The organism is Allobosea sp. GW822-FHT05A11, from assembly GCF_058800455.1.
The window spans coordinates 905416-923342 of the sequence record NZ_JBXAMI010000001.1 but is presented as its reverse complement, the minus strand read 5'-3'; the positions used below and the strand labels follow the sequence as shown (position 1 = coordinate 923342).

The 17927-nt window shown below is 67.7% G+C and carries 19 protein-coding genes; 2 read left to right on the top strand and 17 right to left on the bottom strand.

Going from position 1 to position 17927, the window contains the following annotated elements; translation table 11 throughout:
- Positions 1–25 precede the first annotated feature (25 nt).
- Entirely contained in the window at positions 26–571 is a 546-nt protein-coding gene (gene mog / locus AC1RLU_RS04515) for a molybdopterin adenylyltransferase (RefSeq protein ID WP_492794088.1), read from the top strand.
- Positions 572–575: 4 nt separating this feature from the next.
- On the opposite strand, the gene AC1RLU_RS04510 is transcribed toward mog, so the two are convergent.
- The 12 genes from AC1RLU_RS04510 to AC1RLU_RS04455 all read right to left on the bottom strand — a co-directional run bounded on the left by AC1RLU_RS04510 (position 576) and on the right by AC1RLU_RS04455 (position 11692).
- The gene (locus tag AC1RLU_RS04510; RefSeq protein WP_492794086.1) at positions 576–1145 is read right to left on the bottom strand and encodes a glutathione peroxidase; all 570 of its coding nucleotides are present in this window, start codon (positions 1143–1145) and stop codon (positions 576–578) included.
- Between the two features lie 110 nt (positions 1146–1255).
- The gene (locus AC1RLU_RS04505; protein WP_047578914.1) at positions 1256–1642 is read right to left on the bottom strand and encodes a response regulator; all 387 of its coding nucleotides are present in this window, start codon (positions 1640–1642) and stop codon (positions 1256–1258) included.
- 10 nt (positions 1643–1652) lie between these two features.
- A complete protein-coding gene (gene cheB, locus AC1RLU_RS04500) occupies positions 1653–2756 on the bottom strand; it encodes a chemotaxis-specific protein-glutamate methyltransferase CheB (RefSeq protein WP_142112663.1) in 1104 nt (367 codons plus the stop codon).
- On the bottom strand, positions 2756–3349 hold the full coding sequence (locus AC1RLU_RS04495; RefSeq protein WP_061966743.1) for a hypothetical protein: 594 nt from the start codon (positions 3347–3349) through the stop codon (positions 2756–2758). Before AC1RLU_RS04495 ends, cheB begins: the two co-directional genes overlap by 1 nt.
- Entirely contained in the window at positions 3346–4224 is an 879-nt protein-coding gene (locus tag AC1RLU_RS04490) for a CheR family methyltransferase (RefSeq protein WP_492794085.1), read from the bottom strand. Before AC1RLU_RS04490 ends, AC1RLU_RS04495 begins: the two co-directional genes overlap by 4 nt.
- A gap of 3 nt (positions 4225–4227) precedes the next feature.
- Positions 4228–6036, bottom strand: coding sequence for a methyl-accepting chemotaxis protein (locus tag AC1RLU_RS04485; protein ID WP_492794083.1), 1809 nt, complete (start codon positions 6034–6036; stop codon positions 4228–4230).
- 66 nt (positions 6037–6102) lie between these two features.
- A complete protein-coding gene (locus AC1RLU_RS04480; protein WP_082617344.1) occupies positions 6103–6615 on the bottom strand; it encodes a chemotaxis protein CheW in 513 nt (170 codons plus the stop codon).
- Positions 6612–8915, bottom strand: a complete 2304-nt coding sequence (locus AC1RLU_RS04475) for a chemotaxis protein CheA (protein WP_492794081.1) — start codon at positions 8913–8915, stop codon at positions 6612–6614. The genes AC1RLU_RS04480 and AC1RLU_RS04475 overlap by 4 nt, the downstream gene beginning before the upstream one ends.
- A gap of 10 nt (positions 8916–8925) precedes the next feature.
- Complete coding sequence (locus AC1RLU_RS04470) at positions 8926–9285, bottom strand: response regulator (RefSeq protein ID WP_091856406.1); 360 nt, start codon at positions 9283–9285, stop codon at positions 8926–8928.
- A 5-nt stretch (positions 9286–9290) separates the two neighbouring features.
- A complete protein-coding gene (locus AC1RLU_RS04465; protein ID WP_061966737.1) occupies positions 9291–9572 on the bottom strand; it encodes an STAS domain-containing protein in 282 nt (93 codons plus the stop codon).
- A gap of 123 nt (positions 9573–9695) precedes the next feature.
- Positions 9696–10163 (bottom strand): response regulator, encoded by a 468-nt coding sequence (locus AC1RLU_RS04460; RefSeq protein WP_061966736.1) that lies wholly within the window; start codon positions 10161–10163, stop codon positions 9696–9698.
- A 56-nt stretch (positions 10164–10219) separates the two neighbouring features.
- A complete protein-coding gene (locus AC1RLU_RS04455) occupies positions 10220–11692 on the bottom strand; it encodes a methyl-accepting chemotaxis protein (RefSeq protein WP_091856404.1) in 1473 nt (490 codons plus the stop codon).
- A 248-nt stretch (positions 11693–11940) separates the two neighbouring features.
- Between AC1RLU_RS04455 and AC1RLU_RS04450 the strand changes: the two genes are divergently transcribed.
- Positions 11941–12687: a superoxide dismutase gene (locus AC1RLU_RS04450; RefSeq protein WP_492794079.1), complete on the top strand. Its 747-nt coding sequence runs from the start codon at positions 11941–11943 to the stop codon at positions 12685–12687.
- 58 nt (positions 12688–12745) lie between these two features.
- Here the strand turns inward: AC1RLU_RS04450 and AC1RLU_RS04445 are convergent, their stop codons facing one another.
- From AC1RLU_RS04445 to AC1RLU_RS04425, 5 genes are all read right to left on the bottom strand, one after another.
- Entirely contained in the window at positions 12746–13966 is a 1221-nt protein-coding gene (locus AC1RLU_RS04445) for an MFS transporter (protein ID WP_492794077.1), read from the bottom strand.
- Between the two features lie 152 nt (positions 13967–14118).
- Entirely contained in the window at positions 14119–14820 is a 702-nt protein-coding gene (locus tag AC1RLU_RS04440) for an orotate phosphoribosyltransferase (RefSeq protein WP_492794076.1), read from the bottom strand.
- Positions 14817–16112, bottom strand: coding sequence for a Zn-dependent hydrolase (locus tag AC1RLU_RS04435; RefSeq protein WP_492794074.1), 1296 nt, complete (start codon positions 16110–16112; stop codon positions 14817–14819). The genes AC1RLU_RS04440 and AC1RLU_RS04435 overlap by 4 nt, the downstream gene beginning before the upstream one ends.
- A complete protein-coding gene (locus AC1RLU_RS04430; protein WP_492794072.1) occupies positions 16109–17080 on the bottom strand; it encodes a dihydroorotate dehydrogenase in 972 nt (323 codons plus the stop codon). Before AC1RLU_RS04430 ends, AC1RLU_RS04435 begins: the two co-directional genes overlap by 4 nt.
- Positions 17077–17922 carry a dihydroorotate dehydrogenase electron transfer subunit gene (locus AC1RLU_RS04425; RefSeq protein WP_492794070.1) on the bottom strand — a complete coding sequence of 282 codons (846 nt, stop codon included), beginning with the start codon at positions 17920–17922 and terminating at the stop codon, positions 17077–17079. Before AC1RLU_RS04425 ends, AC1RLU_RS04430 begins: the two co-directional genes overlap by 4 nt.
- Between the last annotated feature and the right edge of the window lie 5 nt (positions 17923–17927).

Below are 17927 nucleotides of genomic sequence, written 5' to 3'. Positions count from 1 at the left end.
CAGGCCCGCCCGCAGGAGAGAGCCGATGACCGCGACCGCCCGGATTGGAATCGTCACGGTCTCCGACCGCGCCTCGGCCGGCATCTACGCCGATGAGGGCGGGCCGGCGATCGAGGCCTATTTCAGGAAGGTCCTGACCTCCCCCTGGGAAGCCGTTGCGCGCGTCATCCCCGACGACCGCGCCGTGATCGCCGAAACGCTGCGCGTTCTCGCCGACCGCGAAGGCTGCTGCCTGATCGTCACCACCGGCGGCACCGGCCCTGCACCGCGCGACGTCACACCGGAGGCTACGGAAGATGTCGTCGAGAAGCCGATGCCCGGCTTCGGCGAACTGATGCGCCAAGTCAGCCTCGCCAAGGTCCCGACCGCGATCCTCTCGCGCCAGACGGCCGGCATCCGGGGCAAATCCCTGATCGTCAACCTGCCCGGCCGCCCCCGCGCCATCGCCGAATGCCTGGACGCGGTGATGCCGGCGATCCCCTATTGCATCGACCTGATCGAGGGGCCGTGGCTGGAGACCGATCCGGCGTTGATCGCGGCGTTCCGTCCGGGCGCAAAGCCAAAAGCCTGAACGACTACCCCGCCGCCAGTTCCCGCCCGATCGCCTGCACGAGCTGCGGCGAGAGCGGATCGGTCGCGGCCGGGAAACCGCCGAGCAGCGCGCCGTCACGGCCGACCAGGTATTTGTGGAAGTTCCAGCGCGGCGTGTCGGCCGGCTTTTCCGACGCGGCCCAGCGATAGAACGGATGCGCCTCCGGCCCGCGCACCACGCTTTTCTCGACGAAGGTGTAGGTCGCGCCATGGCTCTGCTTTGCAGCCTCGGCGATGGCCGCGCCGTCAAGCGGTTCCTGCCCGCCGAAATCATTGCTAGGCACCGCGACGAGCATCAGACCGCGCGTCTGGTAGCGCTGCCAGAGCTGCTCCAGCGTCGCCATCTGCCCGGCATAGCCGCAGCGCGTCGCCGTGTTAACGACGAGGATCGGCCGGCCGCGATAATCGGCCAGCGGCAGGCGCCCGCCCCCCGGTTTGTCGAAGCCGAAGGCATGGGCGCCGGTGAGAGCCTGCGCCGCAGCCTCGCGAGAGATGAGGCCAGCAGAAGCCGCTCCGGCGATCCCGGCGACGATCTGGCGGCGTGACGGCAGCATGGCTTCTCTCCGATCCGACAACCGAACCGACGCATCATGCCCGAAAGCAGAAAGCCCCGCAGCCAACGGCTACGGGGCTTCGCTTCACGATGGCGAGACCGGAGAAAGCCTCAGCAGGCGAGGACCTTCTTCACCCGCACTTCGAGATCGCGCAATTCATAGGGCTTCACGACGTAGTGGTCGGCTCCGTTGCTGGTCGCCTCGTCCATCTTGTCGACCGAGCGTTCCGAGGTCGCCATGATGATCTTGATCTGGTTCAGCTCCGGCACCGAGCGGATCGCGCGCAACAGGTCGATGCCGCTCATGCCGTCCATGTTCCAGTCGAGCAGCAGCAGGTCGTAGCGCTTGGTCTGCATCTTCATCAGCGCTTCGCGGGCGTTCTCCGCCTCGTCGATGTCCTGGAACTCGATCTGCTTGAGGAAATAGGTCGCCAGGCCGCGCATGCTCTTCTGGTCGTCGACCACCAGGATGCGGTATTCGCTTCTGGCCTTTGACATCACAATCTCCTTACGCGGTGCGCAGGTTCGGCCTCTCGCCGATCAACTGGCTGACCGCGGTACCAATCTGGGTAAGCGGAACGACCCGCTCGGTCGCTCCCAGTTCATAGGCCGCTTTCGGCATCCCGTTTACCACGCAGGTCTCACCGCTTTGGATTAACGTCTCGGCGCCGGCTTTGCGCATGGCTAACAAACCGTCAGCACCGTCGCGCCCCATGCCGGTGAGCAGGATCCCGACCGCGTGGCTGCCGGCGCTGCGCGCCACCGAATGGAACATCACGTCGACCGACGGCGAGTGGCCGCTGACCAGCGGCCCTTCGCGTAGCGCGCAGACGAATTCGCCGCGCCGCTCCTCGATCTCGAGATGGCGCGAACCACCGGGCGCCACCACCGCCATCCCTGGCTTCAGCCTGTCGCCGTCGACGGCCTCATGGACATCGAGACCGGTCGCGGTCGCAAGCCGGGCCGCGAATTTCGCCGTATAGCCCGGCGGCATGTGCTGCACCACGACGATCGGCAACCTGAGCGGCGCGAGATCCCGCATCACCGTCTGCACGGCCGGAACGCCGCCGGTCGAGGCGCCGATCGCGATCAGCGAGGTCTTGCCGGCGCGGGCTGGCTCGCGCGGCGAGGGCGCGGCAGGGCGGGCGGGCACGGCGGCCTGGGCCACCTGCCGTGCGGCGGCGAGCATCTTGCGGCTGGCCGCGGCGCGCTGCAGCGCTGCGACGAGATGCTTCATGAAGCCGTCGAGCGTATGAGTCGTGCCATCTGGCTTCTCGATGAAGTCGATAGCGCCGAGCTCCAGCGCCTGAATGGTGTTGTCGGCGCCCGGCCCGCCGAAGGCCGAGACGATCAGCACCGGCAGCGGATCCTGCTTGAGGACGCGCGCCAGGAGCTTGAGGCCGTGCCGGCCCGGCAGTTCGAGATCAAGCGTCACGACGTCGGGCCGCAGCTCCTGGATCGCGTCCCAGCCCTCTTCGGCGCTGCCGGCGACGCCGATCACCTTGAAGCCCGGCGCGGAGTCGATGATCTGCGTCATCAGCTTCTGCATCAGAATGGAATCGTCGACGACGAGAACCTTGACCGGAGTGGCGGAGGATAGCGGCATGTTCATCACCAGACCTCCACTTCACCGGCCACCGGCTGCGTCTTGAGCCGGTTGAGATAGGCGATTTCCTGCTCGTGGCCGCTGTCGCGCGCCGTGGGCTGGACGTGCTGCACCCAGGCCCGGCCCGTCGAGGGCTGGTAATGGATGCGCCGCGAGCGCGTACCGCCGACATCGCGCGAGACCACCGGGATGCCCTCGACCTTCAGGAACTCGTTGACGAAGGCGATGTTGCCGTCGCCGATCGCCAGCATCGTCGCGCCCGAGAGCACGCGCGCACCGCCGAACACCTTCGCCTCGAAATTGTTGCGCTTGGCGCCGCGCTTGAGCAGGTCGTTGATCAGCACTTCCATGGCGGTGTCGCCATAGCGCTCGCCGGCGCTGGGGTCGGCATTGCCATTGTTCTTCGGCAGCAGGAAGTGGTTGAGGCCGCCGACACCGGCAACCGGATCGCGCATGCAGACCGAGACGCAGGAGCCGAGCACCGTCGCCACGATCTCGTCCTTGGCGGAGGTGATCTCGTGCTCGCCCGGCGCGACCGTGATGATCGTCGCCTGGAAACGCGGATCGAAATAACGGCGGGAGGACCGTGAAACGCTCATGCGGTCCTCTCGTAGATGGTACGGCCGATCAGGCGCAGCTTCGGATGCGGTTGCGGCAGCGATTCCGAATGCCCGAGATAGAGGAAGCCGCCGGGCGCCAGCAGCGCCACGAAACGGTCGAGGATCGAGGCCTTGGTCTGCGTGTCGAAATAGATGAAGACGTTGCGGCAGAAGATCACGTCGAACGGGCCGCTCATCGGCCATTTCTCGATCAGGTTCAGCCGCTTGAAGGCGATCATGCGGCGCAGCTCCTCGACGATGCGAGCCTCGCCCCGCCCTGCCCCGCCTTCGAGCTTGAGCAAGGGCTTCACATCGCCCGGCAGGCGCTCGAACAGCTCCGCCGGATAGAGGCCGGCCTCGGCCCGCACCAGGATATCGGTATCGATATCGGTCGCCAGGATCTTGAAATCGACATCACTGCGCGGACCCATCACGTCGCGGCAGGACGCGGCGATCGAATAGGGCTCCTCGCCGGACGAGCAGGCCGCCGACCAGATGCGTATTCGGCCGCGCCGCCCACCCCGCTCCTGCAGCAGGCGCGGCATCACATCCTTGCGCAGATGGTCGAAATGGTGGCGCTCGCGGAAGAAGGCGGTGTGGTTGGTCGTCACCGCATTGATCAGCTCCGGCAGCTCGCCCGCCGCCTGCGGGCTCTTGAGGAAGGCGCAGTACTCGGCAACCGAACCCATGCCGAGCGCCTTGACGCGCCGCGCCAGGCGCCCGCGCGTCATTGCCTCCTTGTGCTCGCGGATCACGATGCCGGCCTGCTCATAGACCAGCGTCGCGATGAACTTCATGTCGTCGCGCGTCAGCGTCACGTCGGCCATGCCGGGCTGGATCATGGCAAAGGGATTCGACGAGGCAGGTCTGGTCATCTCTCAAATCCCCGTGCGGCCGCCGGCGGCGACGCGGCGATGCTGTGGCTGCGGCATCGTCCGCGGCGGCTGCGCAGCGGCCGGGGCGCGGCGCGGCGGCAGCGCGCCGCCGACCGCGGCATGGCCGCCGCTGAATGCTTCGATCGTGGCATGCAGCGCCGCTGCCCGGTCGGCGAGATCGACAGCCGCCGCGGCGCTGCGCTCGGCCAGGGCGGCATTCTGCCTCACACCCTTGTCCATCTTCGCCACACTGCGGCCCATCTCGCCGGCGCCCTGTGCCTGTTCGGCCGTAGCCGTGGAAATCTCTGAAACCGTTGTTGCGACCTTGCCCGCGGCAGTGACGATGCGTTCCAGTGCCGTGCCGGTCTCGCGGACGAAGCCGACGCCCTCCGCGACCTGCCCGTTCGACGAGGCGATCAGCCCCTTGATGTCCTTGGCGGCCCCCGCCGAGCGCTGCGCCAGCGACCGCACCTCGGAGGCGACCACCGCGAAACCCCTACCGGCATCGCCGGCGCGCGCCGCCTCGACGGCGGCGTTCAACGCCAGCAGATTGGTCTGGAAGGCGATCTCGTCGATCACCCCGACAATCTCGGAAATCTTCAGTGACGAGCTTTCGATCCGCTCGATCGCCGCGACAGCGCGGGTGACGACGCCCTGCCCCTGCTGCGCGACGCTCATCGTCTCGCCGGCGAGCTCGCCGGCCTCGCGGGTGCGGATGCTGCTGCGCCCGACGGAGGCCGCGACCTGTTCGGCTGCCGCAGAGGCTTCACCGAGCTCTGCAGCCGCCCGCCCGGCTCCCGCTGCAAGCTCCGTCGTCGCGGCATCGACCTCGGCTGCGACATGCGAAACCCGGCCCGCGCTGTCGCGAATGGTCGCAAGCGTCGCGCCGACATGTCCGAAGGCGTCGTTGAGGCTGTCCTGAAGGAAACCGAGGCTGCCCTGGCTGGTCACCGGAACGTGCCGATTGAAATCGCCTTGAGCCACCCCGGCGACAGCATGGGCCATCTCGTCGAGCGTGCCTTCAAGCGCGGCGTTGATCCGATTCAGGCCTTTGACCGCATGGCCGAGCGGCAGCGGCTGCCCTTCCGATGACAGGCGGCGGGAAAAGTCGCCGGCCTCGGCCGCCTCGACCAGTTCCACGATCTCGGCCGCGAGCTTGAGATCCCCGGTCACCTCGCGCCATTCCACGGCGGTGCCGAGGCTGCAGCCATCGCTGCGCACCATGGCCGTCAAGGTCAGGCAGATCGTGCGACGGCCGAGCGTCAGGCGCACTGGCTGGCCGCCGACCGGCTGGTGCTCGCCCTGCACGCGCTCCATGACGCGGCCCAGCATGTCCTTGGCCGAGCAACCCGGAAAGGCGGCGCGAAAATCCTCCTGCGCCTCGCCGAAGAAACGCAACAGCGCCTTGCTGACATAGACGACCCGGCCATCGGGATCGCAGAGCATGACGCTGGCGCGACCCTGATCGAGCGCTGCGCGCAGCCTTTCGGCTTCCTGGCCCTGCTCGCGAATGGCTGCGAGCGCGCGCGACAAATCCGCGCCCTCACCCGACCCGGATGCGTCGGGAAGCGCGACCTCGCCGCCTTCGGCCAGGCGCGCCGCAGCCGCCGCGCTGCGCGCGAGCGGACGGGCCGCGCCCCAGGCGGCAAAGCCGCCGAGCAATGCGACGCCCGCAACAGCGGCGACACCCAGTGCGGGAGCGCCGGCCAATGCCGCATAGGACGCCGCGCTGCCGGCGAGCGCCGCCGAACCGGCGGCGAGCAGCGGTTGGCTGACCGAGAGACGTGAGAAGGGGCCGAGCGCGCTGCCCATAGGGGTCGATCGTTTCTTGTTCTCGCCCGCTTCTTGAACGCTACGCTCGGGCTGGTCTCGAAAAGGTCAGGCGGCCCGGCTGGTCTTGATCTGGGCCTCGGCGCCGCCGTCGCGGATCACCGCCGCAAGGTCGAGCAGTGCGACGATGTCGGTGTCGAGCAGGACGAGGCCCTCGATCAGGCCGTGCTCGTCACGTTCCAGCTCCGGAGCCGGGCGCACCGCACTGACCGGCACATCGACGATGTCCGAGACCGAGTCGACCAGCAGGCCCGCGGTCTTGTCCTCGACATCGACGACCACGATGACATGGGTCGCGGTGGCGTCGGTGGCACCGAGCCCGATCGCGGTCCGCAGATCGTAGACCGCGAGGATGACGCCGCGCAGGTTGAGCACGCCGCGCACATGCGGGGCCGCATGCGGCAGCGGCGTCGTCGCCTGCCAGCCCTTGATCTCGCGAACCATGCCGACATCGATGCCGAAGGTGCGGTCGCCGACCTTGAAGGTCACGATGCGGCGCGCCGCCGATTCCGGCTGCGCCGACGAGAAGTGCTTTTCGCCGAGTTGGAGGCTCATGGTCATCCAGCCATCTTGAGGTCAGATTGGGGGGAGCGGCTGCCGGAAGCGGCCAGCCGCAGCATCGAGTCGATATCCAGGATCAGGGCGACGAGGCCGTCGCCGAGGATCGTCGCCGCCGAGGCACCGTTGACCGCGCCGTAATTGGCCTCGAGGCTCTTCACGACGACCTGCTGCTGGCCGACGATCTCGTCGACGGCGATGCCGACATTGTTGCCGCGCTCGGTCTCGGCGATGATGACGATGTTCTCGTTGGTGGTGCCCATCGAGCCCATCACGTCGCCGAGCCGGTAGAGCGGCGTGACCTCGCCGCGCCAGCGCAGCACCTCCTGGCCGAAGGGCAGACGCTCGATCGGCGTCGAGGCGAGATGCTGCGTCTCGATTACCGAGGCGATCGGGATGACATAGCGATCGTCGCCGCAGCGGATCACCATGCCTTCGAGCACGGCGAGCGTCAGCGGCAGGGCGAGCGTAAACTTGCAGCCCCGGCCCGGCTCGGAATCGACGCTGATGCGCCCGCCGAGCGATTCGACATTGCGGCGCACCACGTCCATGCCGACGCCGCGGCCCGACACGTCGCTGATGACCTCGGCCGTCGACAGGCCGGCGGCGAAGATGAGCTGGTCGATCTCCTCCGGCTGCAGCCGCTCGTCGGCGCCGACGAGGCCGCGCGAGCGTGCCTTGGCGAGCAGCCGGTCGCGGCCGATGCCGCGCCCGTCATCGGTGACGGAGATGACGATGCGGCCGGCGCGATGCTCGGCGATCAGCCTGATCGTGCCCTCGCGCGGCTTGCCGGCCGCGATGCGCTCGTCAGGCGTCTCCAATCCGTGATCCATCGAATTGCGAATCATATGGGTCAGCGGATCGGCGAGCTCTTCGATGATCGTCTTGTCGACCTCGGTGTTCTCGCCTTCGAGCACGAGACGCACTTCCTTGCCCAGCGTCTGGGCGAGCTCGCGCACCAGCCGTGGCATGCGCTGGAACACGGCCTTCACCGGCTGCGCCCGCACGGCCATGACATGGTCCTGCAGCTCCCGTGTCTGGCGCGACAGGGTCAGCATGCCCTCGGCGGTCTTGGCGTGGACGTCGTAGGGCAGCGAGCGCACGCATTCGACCAGCATCGACTGGGTGATGACGATCTCGCCGACGAGGTTCATGAGCTTGTCGATGCGGTCGAGATCGACACGCACGCTGACCGCCTGGCGCTGGCGTGCGGAGGCATCGGGGGCAGCCGGAGCACGCGGCGCGGCGCGGGCGACCGCCGGCTCGGCGGCGACGACCGGAGCAGCGACAGCAACCGGGGCCGGCTCGGGCTTGATATCGGGCTCGTTCGCCGCTTCCGGTGCCGGGCCGAGCATGGCCAGGATCGCCGAGAGGTCGGCAGCGACCGCGCTGGAGACTTCGGGCTCAGCGGCCTCCGGCTCGCTCGCCGGAAGTGCCTCGGTCACGGCCTCCTCGGCGAAGGTGATCTCGAATTCCTCGTTCGCCAGGCTGAAGTCGAAGCGGCCATGCAGGTCCTCGACCGACAACTCGGTGCGCAAGGCTACGTCGAAGCGCAGCCAGCAATCGCTGACATCGAGGCTTTCCAGCGGCGGCACCTGGCTCAGGTCGCAACGGATCGAAACGATGTCGGCGGCCGGCAGCGAGCCGAGCACGACACGCGGCTCGATCACCCGGCGGAACAGGTCCGTTTCCGGCGCGATGCGCAACTGCACGTCGCGGCCTGGCTTGCCCGCGACAGGGGCAGACGCTGCAGCGGGCTCGTCGTCCCAGCCATCGTCGGCGGCAGCGGCGGGCGCCGCCGTCTTCGCCTCGACCATGGCGAGCAGATTGCCGAGCGCGGCGATGCCGATGGGCGCGTCGTTGTCGGCGGCAGGAGCTACCGGATCAGAAGCGGGAGGTGGCGGCGCGGCGATGGGCGCCTGCGGCTCCTTGCCGACCTGCTCGAGCGCGGCCAGCAGATCCGGCCGCTCGGTCGCGGGCTCGTCGTTGCGGGCGGCCGAGACGAGATCGGCAACGGCATCGGCGCAGCGCAGGAACAGGGTGAACGGCGCATCCTCGACGGCGACGCGGCCGGACCTCAGATGGTCGAGCGAGGCCTCGAAGACATGCGCGAAGCCGACGAGCTCCGTGCAGCCGAAGGCGCCGGCCCCACCCTTGATCGAGTGAATGGCGCGGAAGGCGGCATTGACGTCCTCGGGATCGACGGAGCCCTCGTCGAGGGCCTGGAGCTTCTGCTCCAGCGCGCCGAGGAGTTCTTCGCATTCCTGGAAAAAGGTCTGCTTGAGTTCTGCCAACGGATCCATCGGCCGACCTTCAGTTCTGGTAGCGCGCGACGAGGCCGAGCAGCGTGTTGGGTTCGAAAGGCTTGACCATCCAGGCGCTGGCGCCGGCGCGGCGGCCTTCCGCCTTGATCTCGGCGCCGTTCTCCGTGGTCAGCACGATGATCGGCGTGTTCTGCCCGGCCGGGCGCGAGCGGCAGGCACGGGTGAACTCGATGCCGTCCATGATCGGCATGTTCAGGTCAGTGATCACGAGATCGGGCTTGAACTGCTCGAACTTGTTGAGGCCGTCCTCGCCGTTCTCGGCCTCGGCCACCTCATGGCCGGCATTGCGCAGCGTCAGGCTAAGCAGACTGAGCAAAGTCTTGGTATCGTCGATCGCCAGGATTTTCATGCCTGTCACTCCAGAACGAGAGCGCTGTGAGCGGCATCGAAGCCGATCGCCCGCAAGGATTCGCGGCATTCCTCGGAAGCCGCCTTGAGCGTGACCGAAAGCCCCCGCGCGGCGGCGCTGGTGGCTGCGGAATGAAGAAGCTGGATCCAGAGACTGGGCAGGGCGCCCGCCTCGGCGCATTCGACGGCGATGCTTTCCCGCTGTTCCAGCGCCACCAGAAGCTGGTTGCGGAACGTCGCAGCCTCGGAGCGGCCGAGGAAAGGGGGAAGCGAGACGGTGATGAGCATGGAGGGCGACCCAGGATTGCGCCTGGAGCATCGCGGCAAACTGGTAAAAACTTCGCTAAATAGGGACGCGCCTATCAATACTCTTGGCGCTTTCGTGGCAATTGCGGTGCGCAGCCACGAGCGTCAGAACATGTTGTTGCTGATCGCGCGCGGCACCAACGTGATCTTGCCCGTCGCCTCCCGGTATTTTCGCGGCACGTTGATGACGCCCGACAGGTGAAGCCAGAGATTGTTGGGCGAGATCGGCTTGGTGATGATCTCATGCGCACCGAGCTTTGCGGCCTGGACGACCGAGCGCCGGTCCGGCCGCTCCATCATCACCAGCACCGGCGCCTTGGCGAAGGGCGAGGTCTTGAACGAGCGGATCGCCGCCAGGCACTTGATGCTGTTGCCCTCGGGCATGTCCCAGTCGAGGATGACGATGTTCGGCTGCTTCTGGATGAAGGTCGAAGCCGCCGATGAGAGGTCGGCCGCCTCGAAGATGCGGTTGAGCTGCGCCTGATACAACATCGTGCGCACGATGCGGCGGTAATGCGGGCTCGGATCGATGAGCAGCACCGACAGGTTGGGGAAGGATGGCGCGATATGCATGGCGCTGACTCGGGAACTCGCTCACTCAACTCGACAGGGCAGGCACGGACGAAGCTTTAAACCTTGAGGCCGAAGCGGAAGGCACCCCAGTGCCGGCCCTTGACCATGATCGGCGCCGACAGATCCTCCATCACCAGGAACTGCCCGCCGCCCATGTCGCGCCGGTAGCTCTGCAGCAGGAAGGGCTTGCGGTTGCGGGCGGCGGCGAGGCCGGTCCGGTCGTCGAAGATCCGCCGGTTGCGGCAATTGGCGTTGTTCCAGACCGGATCGGAGCCCTGGGCCTGCGCATATTTGCGGTTATGCGTCGGCAGGAAGCCGTTGCGGTCAACCGCCGCGCAGAACACGATCCGCCCGTTCGATGTCAGGAGCTCCTCCTGCAGCGGCGGCAGCAACCGATCGGTCAAGGCAACGAAGCGGGTCATGTGCTGGACCGGGTCCGAGCCCGGAATTGGCCGGTAGGTCTCGTCGAACAGCTCGGCGAGCCCGATCTCTCCGCGCGCCAGCGCCCCCTCGAACAACCCGCTGATCCGGCTGGCCGTCTCCATGACGGTCGCGATCAGTTCCGACTGCGCCGTCCGCACGCCCGAGGCCGCGATCGAGCCGAGGATGCCCTCGCTGATCGCGACCAGCGCCTCGGTGCGCTGCCCCGCCTGCTCGAGATTGTCGGTGGACGCATCGACCCCGGCCACGAGGCCGGCGAGGTCCTGTCCTGCCTTGGCGCAGGCCTCGGCATTCTCCCGGGTCGGGCGTGATACGGCCTCGATCTCGCCGATCAGTTCGACGACGGAGCGGCCGAAGCTGTCGAACTCGCCGATCTGCAGCGAGATAGTCTGGCTGCCCGCCTGCGCGCGCTGTGCCGTCTGCGCGTTCTCCTGGCTGCGCCGGGCGACGGCATCGACCGCCTTCACCAGCAGGTCGAGCTGGGCTGCGCTCGCCGCTGTCGCCGCGCGGGTCTGCTCGGCAAGCGCCTTCACGGCGGCAGCGATCACAGCGAAGCCCTTGCCGGCCTCGCCGCTGCGCGCCGCCTCGACGCCGGCATTGATCGACAGGAGCTGGATCTCGCGGGTGATCGACTGGATCGCATCGCTCGACGCCCGCGCCTTGTGCGCGTCGCCGACGGCCTGCGCCAGCACCTGCGACATCGACTGGGCTTCCTGCGACAGAGTCTCGATATCGGCCTGCGCTGCATTGAGACCGAGCCGCACCGACTTGGTCACGCGCTCGAGGCCGTTGCGGACACCGGACGCGGCAGCCTGCGCACCCTCGGCCGCCTGCCGGATCGCATTGTTCGCCTGCGACACCTGCTCGACCGCGCCGACCACCCGACGCAGCCCCGCCGTCTGCTGGTCGAACTGTTGCGTCACGTCGCCGACGCGCCCGGCGATATCGGTGATCTCGGCACTGAGCTTGCCGAAACGGGCGGCAATTTCGCGCACCGCGCGCTCCGCACCGACCCCTGTCGGCTCGCCGGCAAGGTCCTGCCCTGCCTCGTCAACGGGCAGGTCGAGCTTGCGAGCCAGTGCATGCATGGCGGGGCGCCCCTTCAACCCGGGAGGATTTCTTGCCAGAACCGTAGAGAAACGCGGTAAATCGCCGGTTAAGAGCGCGATCGGACGGTTTACCACTTTCGACACAGGCGCCGGGATTGTGATGTTGCCCTTGGGTCAACTGCCGGGCACGGCCATGCTATAGCTGCAGAGATCGACGGCGGACCCGCAACGGGAAACGCGCGTTGAGCAGGAAGCCAACACGCCAAAACGCTTTCCGGAGGATTCCCATGACCGCAGTTTCCGCCGTCTCCCGCCGTGGCCTCATCGGCCTCGGAGCCGCCGCATTCGCCGTCGTCGCCGCGCCGAGGGTCTGGGCGCAGGCGGCAGCGCCGGCAGCCCCAACCGGCCCGTTCTCGCTGCCGAAGCGCGCCTATGAGGCCAATGCGCTGGAGCCGCATATCGACGCAGCCACCATGGACATCCACTACAACCGCCACCACGCCGCCTATGTCGCCGCGCTGAACAACGCCGCCAAGGACAATGGCGCCCTCGCCAAGGCTTCGGTCGCAGAGCTGATCGCTGATCTCAACCAGGTGCCGGAGAGCATCCGCACCCTCGTCCGCAACAATGGCGGCGGCCATGCCAATCACAGCATGTTCTGGGAGGTGATGGGGCCGGGTGCCGGTGGCGTTCCCACCGGCGACGTCGCCGAGGCGATCACACGCGACCTCGGCGGTTTCGACAAGTTCAAGGCGGATTTTGAGGCGGCGGGCCTGCGCGTCTTCGGCTCCGGCTGGGTCTTCGTCACCGTCGACAAGGCCGGGAAGCTCGCCCTGCTCGGCAAGCCGAACCAGGACAGCCCGATCATGGACAAGCAGATGGTCCTGCTCGGCAACGACGTCTGGGAGCACGCCTATTACCTGAAGTACCAGAACCGCCGCGCCGACTATCTCAAGGGCTGGTGGAACGTGGTCGACTGGAAGAAGGTCAACGAGCGCTATGCCGCCGCCAAGGCTGGCAAGCTCGCGCTCTGAGGGGCATTGCCCTTAGAGTCATGCTCGGGTCGAACCCGAGCATGACGGCGCAAGCCGCCTAATGCCCGACCCTGGCGCCCCGCGTGCCCTCGCTCAGCCGCGGCAGGAACCAGGCGAGCAGGCCCATCAGCGGAATGAACGAGCAGATCTTGTAGACCATCTCGATGCCGAGAATGTCGGCGAACTCGCCGAGTAGCGCCGCCGCTAGCCCGCCGAGCCCGAAGGACAGCCCGTAGAAGAAGCCGCCGACCAGTCCGACGCGGCCGGGCAGCAGTTCCAGCGCATAGATCAGGATCGCGGCGAAGGCGCTCGACATGATCAGGTTGATCAGGATCGTCAGCACGCCGGTCCAGAACAGGTCGGCATAGGGCAGGATCAGCGTGAACGGCAGTGCGCCCAGGATCGAGAACCAGATGATCTTGTTGCGGCCGATCCGGTCGCCCAGCATGCCGCCGGCCAATGCGCCCGCCGCCGAGGAGCCGAGGAACAGGAACAGCATCACCTGCGAATTCTGCACGGAGATGCCGAACTTGCCGATCAGGTAGAAGGTGTAGAACGAGGTGAAGCTCGCCGAATAAGCGTTCTTCGAGAACAGCAGGATGATCAGGATGGTGATCGCGAAGGCGACGGAGCGCTTGCCCGGCCGGGCCGGCGCCGCAGCCGCTGCGGCCTTCGGGGGCCTCGCCTTGTCGAGCCGCGCGTAGCTCGCGGCGGTCCAGACCATCAGCATCATCGCGATGAGCGCCGCGACCGAGAACCAGGCGAGGCTGCCTTGCCCGCGCGGCACGATGACGAAGGCCGCCAGCAGCGGCCCGAGCGCCCCGCCGGTCTGTCCGCCGACCTGGAAGATGCCCTGCGCCAGCCCGTGCTGCCCGCCGGAAGCGTTACGCGCCATCCGCGTCGCCTCGGGATGGAAGATCGAGGAGCCGATGCCGACGCAGGCCGCAGAGAGCAGCAGGAAGCCATAGCTGCCGGCATAGGCGAGCCCGATCAGGCCGGCGAGCGTGAAGCCCATGCCGACCACCATCGAATAGGGCATCGGGTGCTTGTCGGTGTAGAGCCCGACCGCCGGCTGCAGCAGCGAGGCCGAGACCTGGAAGGTCAGCGTGATCAGGCCGATCTGGCCGAAGTCAAGCCGGTAGGATTCCTTGATGATCGGATAGATCGCCGGGATCAGCGACTGGATCATGTCGTTGAGCAGATGCGTGAAGCTCAGCGCGATCAGCACCGGCATCATGGCGCGTTGCGGCAGGGAGGCGGTCGGCGCGCTGACGGTCATCTGGGCTTAGTCCCGCGGCGTCTCCGGCAGGCCGATTCCTGCCTCGTGACGCGGTTGAAGGCTCTAGATGATCGCCGGCCCGCGCACAATTTCATAAGCCGGCGTCACGGCATTGCACTCACCGCATGGGCCGGCGGCCTGCCGCCCTCCTCTCAGAGGCGCGGCGTCAGGCTGGCACGGCCACCATGGCGCATCGACCAGGCAACGGGATCGGCGAGGAAGCGCTCGATCTCGGCGCGATCCTCGCGCGCCAGCCGATTCTCGTCGTCGGCGGCGAGCACATCGGCCCAGGTCGCCAGCGCATGCAGGCTCAGTCCCGCCTCGGTCAGGCGCTCGCCGGCTCCGGGGAAGGCGTCATGATAGAAGATCGTCAGCACGTCGCCAACATCGGCCCCCGCCGCGCGCAGGCCGCGCACGAAATTGAGCTTGCTCGCGCCATCGGTGGTCAGATCGTCCATCAGGAGGACGCGCAAGCCATCGACCGGCCCGCCCTCGACCTGGGCATTGCGGCCGACGCCGAGCGGGCGCTTGCGGACATAGCGCAGCTTCAGGTCCAGCGCATCGGCAAGCCAGGCGGCGAAGGGAATGCCGGCCGTCTCCGCACCGACGACCGCATCGAAGCCGCCATCCGGAAAGCCTGCGCGGAGATGCCTAACCGCCAGTTCGGTGACCGCGCGGCGCAGGTCCGGTTCGCCGAGCAGCAGGCGGACATCGACATAGACCGGGCTCGCCCAGCCGGCCGCCAGCACGAAGGGTTGCTGCCGACTGACATGGACGGCGCCGGCGCGCAGCAGCAGCCGCGCGACCGCGTGGCTGATCTCCCGCTCCGGGCGGATCGCCTGAGTCACCGTCATCGCACCGCCTCCCGGATCGCCGCCCGCATCACCGCGATGCCGGCCAGGAGATCGTCGATCTCCATCGCCTCGTGCGGGTTGTGCGAGCCGTGCTCGTTTCGCACGAAGAGCATGGCGCTGGGAATGCCGGCATTGGCGAAAACCGCCGAGTCATGCCCTGCCCCGCTCGGGATCTCCTCGTCGGGCAGGCCGAGATCGCGCGCAGCGGTCTTGAGCCTGGCGATCCAGCCCGCATCCATCACGGCGGGCTCGGCCTCCAGCCGGCGGTCGAGCTTGAAGTCCACGCCGCGCTCCTCGCCGATCATCCCGCATTCCGAGAGGAAGAGGTCGTAGAAGGCCTCCAGCGTCTCGCGGCTCTGGCTGCGTACTTCGAAGGAGAAGTTCACCCGGCCGGGGATGCGCGCAATGGCATGCTCCTGCGGATCGGTGCCGAAGACGCCGGAGGTCACGACGACGTCGCGGCCGCGCTCCAGCAGCGTGCGCCAGTGCCGGTCGAGATGGGTGATGAGCTCGGCCGTGGCGAAGACGGCATCGCGCCTGAGCCAGCGCGGCACGGCGCCTGAATGGCCGGCTTCGCCGACGCATTCCACCGTGCGATGCCTGATATTGCCCCTGATGCCGGTGACGATGCCGACAGGCAAATCCCGCGCGACCAGCACCGGCCCCTGCTCGATATGCAGCTCGATCCAGGCGAAGACCGCGGTGGGATCGAGCAGCAACTCGCCCTTGCTGACGCGGCCCATATCGACGCCGACATCGGCCATGCATTGCGCCAGCGTGCGCCCGGCCCTCGCATCCTTCACCGCGAGATCGGCGGCGGAGAGTTTCCCGAACAGCGCGCTCGATCCCATATAGGCCCGGCCGAAGCGCGAACTTTCCTCGCCGCGCAGGCCGTAGACCTTGATCGTCCGACGCGGCACGAAACCCTCGGCCCGGAAGCCCGCGATGACGGCGAGCCCGGCGATGACGCCGGCCGCGCCGTCGAAATTCCCGCCCTGCGGCACGGAATCCAGGTGCGAGCCGCAGGCGAGGAAGGGCAATTCCGGCTCGCTGCCTTCCAGCGTCATCACGAGATTGGCCCCGGCATCGCGCTCCGTCGCGAGGCCCAATTCGCGCGCCCGCGCCTCGACGATGTCGAGCGCCTCGCTCTCCTTGGGGCCATAGGCCTCGCGGGTGATGCCGATTCCGTCCCCGGTCGCCTGTTTCAGCGCATCGAACAATGCCTCGGCCAGCGCCCGGTCCTCGGCATTCCCCGCAAAGCCGTTCGGGCGTTCGATCGCGGCGACGCTCATGACACCGGGTCCAGCCAGGAGAGCTCGGGCTCGTCCGCCTCCTCGATCACGACACCGCGGATCAGGTCGGCGGCGCGCGGGATTTCGCGATGCAGGCAGAATGTCTCCAGCCCGTCGATGATCGTCGTCATCGCCGCCGGCTGCAGGAAGGTCGCAGTGCCCACCTGCACGGCGGTGGCGCCGGCGAGCATGTATTCGATCGCGTCCTCGGCGGTGGAGATGCCACCGCAGCCGATCACCGGGATCGATACCGCCTTGGCGCATTGGAAGACCTGGCGCAGCACGATCGGCTTGATCGCCGGACCGGACAACCCGCCCATGATGTTACCGAGGCAGGGTTTGAAGGTCTTGAGGTCGATCGCCATCGACAGAATGGTATTGGCGACGACGACGGCGTCGGCGCCTGCGGCCTCTGCCGCGCGCGCCACCTCCGGCACGTCGCCGGTATTGGGCGTGAGCTTGACCCAGAGCGGCAGATCGGTCGCCCGGCGCAGTTCGCGCGTCACCTTCTCGGTCGACTCGGCCCGCATGGCGAAGGCCTTGCCGTCCTCCTCGATATTCGGACAGGAGATATTGGCCTCGATCGCGGCGATGCCAGGGATTGAGAGTTCGGCTGCGAGGCTGGCGAAACCTTCCGCCGTCGGCGCCGAGATCGAGACGACGAGCGGCGTGTCATAGGCCGCGTAATGCGGCATCGTCTTCTCGATGAAATAGGGCACGCCCTTGGAGGGGATGCCGATCGCGTTGATCAGGCTGCCGGGCCGCTCGACCACGCGCGGCAGCGGATTGCCGGCGCGCAGTTCGCGGGTGATCGTCTTGGTGACGAAGGCGCCGAGCCGGTTGAAGTCCATCACCTTCTCCAGCCCCTCGGCGAAGGTGCCCGAGGCCGGCATGACGGGGTTGCGCAGGGTAAGCCCGCCGACCTTCACCGAGAGATCGATCGCAGGCCTCACGGCGGCGGCGTTCATGGCAGCGCCTCCATCAGGTCGAAGACCGGCCCGTCCCAGCAGACGCGGCGGTTGACGATCTCGCCATCGACATTGAAGTCGCGCACGCAGCAATAGCAAAGGCCGATACCGCAGGCCATCTGCTGCTCCATCGCGACCTGTCCGGACAGGCCGAATTCGCGGGCGAGGCGCTGCTGCACGCGCATCAGGCGGCTCGACCCGCAGGTGAAGAAGGCATCGCAGCGCCCCTCGGCGATCTCGCGGCGCAGGATGCGCTCGACATTCGCCGGGCCGCTCGTCTGCTCGGAATCGGTGACCGCGATGACCTCCGCGCCTTTGCTCCGGAACAGATCGACCGAGACCAGCAATTCCGGCCGCCTTGCGCTGAGGATGGCGGTGACCTTGATCCCCTTCGCCTTCGCCGCAGCGGCGAGCGGTGCGAGCGTCGCAAGCCCCGCCCCGCGCCCGACGGCGATAATATGGCTCATGCTCTCGTCCAGCGTGAAGCCGGTGCCGAGCGGGCCCATGATGTCGAGGCTGTCACCCGGCTCGAGCGTATCGAGGCCGCGCGTACCCGCCCCGGTGACCTTGTAGAGGAACTCGACCTGACGCTTCTCCGGATCGGCGCCATAGAGGCTCATCGGCCGGCGCAGGAAGGGCTGCTCGCCAACCGGATGCGGGCAGAGCAACTGGAAGAACTGGCCGGGCTGCGCTGCAGCTGCCTCCTCGCTGCAATCGAGCACGAGATGGCGGTATTCGGCATTGACCGCCGCGTGGCGCACGACCCGCGCCAGCTCGGCGACGATGCTCGGCTTCCAGCCGGCGGAACACCCGCCGGCCGCGATGATGGGCTGCTGGCTCATGCCTG

Coding starts and splice junctions, on each gene's coding strand:
- mog (WP_492794088.1), top strand. CDS start 26: ATGACCGCGACCGCCCGGATTGGAATCGTCACGGTCTCCGACCGCGCC.
- AC1RLU_RS04510 (WP_492794086.1), bottom strand. CDS start 1,145: ATGCTGCCGTCACGCCGCCAGATCGTCGCCGGGATCGCCGGAGCGGCT.
- AC1RLU_RS04505 (WP_047578914.1), bottom strand. CDS start 1,642: ATGTCAAAGGCCAGAAGCGAATACCGCATCCTGGTGGTCGACGACCAG.
- cheB (WP_142112663.1), bottom strand. CDS start 2,756: ATGAACATGCCGCTATCCTCCGCCACTCCGGTCAAGGTTCTCGTCGTC.
- AC1RLU_RS04495 (WP_061966743.1), bottom strand. CDS start 3,349: ATGAGCGTTTCACGGTCCTCCCGCCGTTATTTCGATCCGCGTTTCCAG.
- AC1RLU_RS04490 (WP_492794085.1), bottom strand. CDS start 4,224: ATGACCAGACCTGCCTCGTCGAATCCCTTTGCCATGATCCAGCCCGGC.
- AC1RLU_RS04485 (WP_492794083.1), bottom strand. CDS start 6,036: ATGGGCAGCGCGCTCGGCCCCTTCTCACGTCTCTCGGTCAGCCAACCG.
- AC1RLU_RS04480 (WP_082617344.1), bottom strand. CDS start 6,615: ATGACCATGAGCCTCCAACTCGGCGAAAAGCACTTCTCGTCGGCGCAG.
- AC1RLU_RS04475 (WP_492794081.1), bottom strand. CDS start 8,915: ATGGATCCGTTGGCAGAACTCAAGCAGACCTTTTTCCAGGAATGCGAA.
- AC1RLU_RS04470 (WP_091856406.1), bottom strand. CDS start 9,285: ATGAAAATCCTGGCGATCGACGATACCAAGACTTTGCTCAGTCTGCTT.
- AC1RLU_RS04465 (WP_061966737.1), bottom strand. CDS start 9,572: ATGCTCATCACCGTCTCGCTTCCCCCTTTCCTCGGCCGCTCCGAGGCT.
- AC1RLU_RS04460 (WP_061966736.1), bottom strand. CDS start 10,163: ATGCATATCGCGCCATCCTTCCCCAACCTGTCGGTGCTGCTCATCGAT.
- AC1RLU_RS04455 (WP_091856404.1), bottom strand. CDS start 11,692: ATGCATGCACTGGCTCGCAAGCTCGACCTGCCCGTTGACGAGGCAGGG.
- AC1RLU_RS04450 (WP_492794079.1), top strand. CDS start 11,941: ATGACCGCAGTTTCCGCCGTCTCCCGCCGTGGCCTCATCGGCCTCGGA.
- AC1RLU_RS04445 (WP_492794077.1), bottom strand. CDS start 13,966: ATGACCGTCAGCGCGCCGACCGCCTCCCTGCCGCAACGCGCCATGATG.
- AC1RLU_RS04440 (WP_492794076.1), bottom strand. CDS start 14,820: ATGACGGTGACTCAGGCGATCCGCCCGGAGCGGGAGATCAGCCACGCG.
- AC1RLU_RS04435 (WP_492794074.1), bottom strand. CDS start 16,112: ATGAGCGTCGCCGCGATCGAACGCCCGAACGGCTTTGCGGGGAATGCC.
- AC1RLU_RS04430 (WP_492794072.1), bottom strand. CDS start 17,080: ATGAACGCCGCCGCCGTGAGGCCTGCGATCGATCTCTCGGTGAAGGTC.
- AC1RLU_RS04425 (WP_492794070.1), bottom strand. CDS start 17,922: ATGAGCCAGCAGCCCATCATCGCGGCCGGCGGGTGTTCCGCCGGCTGG.